Genomic DNA, 2,355 nt, shown 5'->3' with positions numbered 1-2,355 from the left:
TAGCACCTTCCCAAACCTACATCCAACTGAATGCCTCAAACACAACGCCCCGGCGTGAGGGCGTTGTGCGCCCGACCGGGGCGTTCCGTGAGCCGTGTGGGTAGCACGCTCACGGTGAGGCAAGCAGGTCGTATCTGCTCACCCCGTGATTAGTATATCACGAGAGAACAGACACCCTGCAAATCCCGGCAGGGTGTTTTGTTTCAGGTACTGGCTCATCTGTCCTCCTCATTCAGGCGGCAGGCGCTTTCGGCGGGTTCGAGTCCCGCCCGCCTGAATCTTGTTTGCCACGCTAACGTCGGCAGTGTAGGGAGGTGTGGTGCGGGGCTGAGTCATCAGCACCTGGCGGGGCATGGGGAAGGGCAGCCCTATGCCTGACGGAGCGGACGGCGAGACCGTTGGAAGCCATCCGGGGGGCGTGACAGCCGGGAGAGACCGGCAACTCTGTACCTTGACATGGTTTCACCTCCTTTCAGCCAGCCGCGCAGTGCGGCGGGAGCGTCTGTCCCGTCCCCACGGTGGGTGCAAATCCCACCCGGCTGGACTGTCCAACCTGTCGGGGTCGTTGCCCCACCAACGGGCAGGGGAAGCCCGGCGCACCCTGACCAGCGCCGGGAAACAGACAGGGTGACAGCCGGGAGAGACCGGCAAAAACACCATTGCCCGATACACCGCCCGCGGGAGAGCTACCCGCATGGTGATGGCGGGGTCTCGCACAGACGAGATCACAAAACCGGCAGGCCAGAGAAAGGGCAGGCGGCCCAAAGTGGCGGTCAAAGCGGCAGTGGTGTCAAACCAGACCTGGCGGGGGTAGAAGGGGTCAACCGCCGACTGTCCTGACCGTGAATCCGATGAGGGGTGCTAACCGCCCTCTGACAGCGAACACCGGTTGTAGCGGGAGAAGGCACTGTCCGGTCTCCTGGCGGCAAGAGGATGGACTGGGCGGCAGGACGGCACGGGCAACCGGTGAGACCGGTTGAGCGAGGGGTGCGCACTCGATACCACGCACAAAACACGCGACCACGGCGCAGAACGTTGGTGCAAATGCGCCAAAGGGTGATGGTTCGAATCCATCTTCCCGTTTTTGGAGAGCACATGAAGACCAAAATGCCGCTCAATGAAGCCGAGACGATTGCCTGCAAATACGCTGACATGCTCATGCCGTACTGCGAGCGCATTGAGATTGCCGGGAGCATTCGGCGGCGCAAGACAGAGGTGGGAGACATTGAGATTGTGGCAAAGCCACTTCCCACGTTGGACTTGTTTGGCTCTCCCAATGGCTATCATGACCTTTCCCTGCCGTTACCAGCGGTCAAGAACGGACAACGATACAAGCAGTACGCCTTACCCGAAGGCATAAACCTTGACCTGTTCATCGTTCTACCGCCCGCCCAATGGGGTGTGATTTTTGCCCTGCGCACGGGCGGGGCGGAGTTTTCAAAAAAACTGGTTACTCCAAAGCGATACGGCGGATTTCTGCCATCCGTTTATGTTGTGAAAGATGGTGCGGTTCATCGTGTGGATAGCGGGGAGATGATTCCCACCCCCGAAGAAAGCGATTTTTTCAATCTCTGTGAACTGGGCTGGATCAAGCCCGAAGAAAGGAATGGAACATGCTCGAAATGCAACTGATTGGCAACCTTGGCAAAGACCCGGAAGGGCGCTACACGCAGGACGGTGTGTTTGTCTGCACCTTCCCGGTGGCCGTCACCACCCGCAAGGATGAAACCGTGTGGGTGGAAGTGAGCGCCTGGCGCGAACTGGGCGAACGCTGTCACCAGTACCTGGCGAAAGGGCGTCAGGTGTTCGTGCGCGGCACCCCCGCCGTGGAAGCCTTCACCCGCAAGAACGGCGAAGCGGGTGCAAGCCTGAAAGTGACCGCCCAAACCGTGCAGTTTCTGGGTGTGAAGGGCGGAGACGCTGGCGAAGGACGTGTCAGCCGTGAAGAAGAAATCCCCTTCTAGGACAGGCACTGCCTGTTCTTTTTGTTTTCGAGGTTCGTATGGACGAGATGACCCCGGAAGAACTGGACGACCTGCTGGCCTTCGAAGCCGAGGTGCGCGAGCAGGAAGAGCGCAAATTGGAAATCCTCTACCGGCTGGAAGGGCTGCCTGCGGATGATCCACTGTGGGCGGAACTGGGAGAACGGCTGGGGGTGAGGTGAGGCATGAGCACGCGCCTGTGGCAGGCCCCGCAAGGGTACTACTGGAAGGTGGTGGTAGATCCCACCCGCACGGGAGACGATCCGGGCATGTTCTACGGGCGGTACTTCCGCTGGAGCGACATAGAACTGCCGCCATCATTCGGGCGGCAGAGGGAAGACATCCCCTGCCCCTGGCCGCACGGCACGGTGTT

Annotated in this window: 5 protein-coding genes; 4 read left to right on the top strand and 1 reads right to left on the bottom strand. The window is 60.4% G+C overall.

Annotated features, from left to right (window positions below; genetic code table 11):
• Nucleotides 1-462 precede the first annotated feature (462 nt).
• The gene (locus ATHL_RS18795; protein WP_162787590.1) at nucleotides 463-777 is read right to left on the bottom strand and encodes a hypothetical protein; all 315 of its coding nucleotides are present in this window, start codon (nucleotides 775-777) and stop codon (nucleotides 463-465) included.
• 318 nt (nucleotides 778-1,095) lie between these two features.
• Between ATHL_RS18795 and ATHL_RS05040 the strand changes: the two genes are divergently transcribed.
• The 4 genes from ATHL_RS05040 to ATHL_RS05030 all read left to right on the top strand — a co-directional run.
• Entirely contained in the window at nucleotides 1,096-1,632 is a 537-nt protein-coding gene (locus ATHL_RS05040; RefSeq protein WP_062190428.1) for a nucleotidyltransferase family protein, read from the top strand.
• Nucleotides 1,614-1,964, top strand: a complete 351-nt coding sequence (locus ATHL_RS05035) for a single-stranded DNA-binding protein (protein ID WP_062190426.1) — start codon at nucleotides 1,614-1,616, stop codon at nucleotides 1,962-1,964. The genes ATHL_RS05040 and ATHL_RS05035 overlap by 19 nt, the downstream gene beginning before the upstream one ends.
• Nucleotides 1,965-2,002: 38 nt before the next feature.
• Nucleotides 2,003-2,164 (top strand): hypothetical protein, encoded by a 162-nt coding sequence (locus ATHL_RS18790; protein WP_162787589.1) that lies wholly within the window; start codon nucleotides 2,003-2,005, stop codon nucleotides 2,162-2,164.
• Between the two features lie 3 nt (nucleotides 2,165-2,167).
• The coding region (locus ATHL_RS05030) for a hypothetical protein (protein ID WP_162787588.1) at nucleotides 2,168-2,355 on the top strand (188 nt) is incomplete at its 3' end.

This window comes from Anaerolinea thermolimosa (assembly GCF_001050195.2).
In the GTDB taxonomy this organism is placed as follows: Bacteria; Chloroflexota; Anaerolineae; order Anaerolineales; family Anaerolineaceae; genus Anaerolinea; species Anaerolinea thermolimosa.
Note: the sequence above shows the minus strand (reverse complement) of the source record. Positions and strands in the feature narration are given on the sequence as shown.

Bases quoted from the DNA above. Each gene is read 5' to 3' on its own strand.
- ATHL_RS05035 (WP_062190426.1), top strand. From the start codon at position 1,614: ATGCTCGAAATGCAACTGATTGGCAACCTTGGCAAAGACCCGGAAGGG.
- ATHL_RS05040 (WP_062190428.1), top strand. From the start codon at position 1,096: ATGAAGACCAAAATGCCGCTCAATGAAGCCGAGACGATTGCCTGCAAA.
- ATHL_RS18790 (WP_162787589.1), top strand. From the start codon at position 2,003: ATGGACGAGATGACCCCGGAAGAACTGGACGACCTGCTGGCCTTCGAA.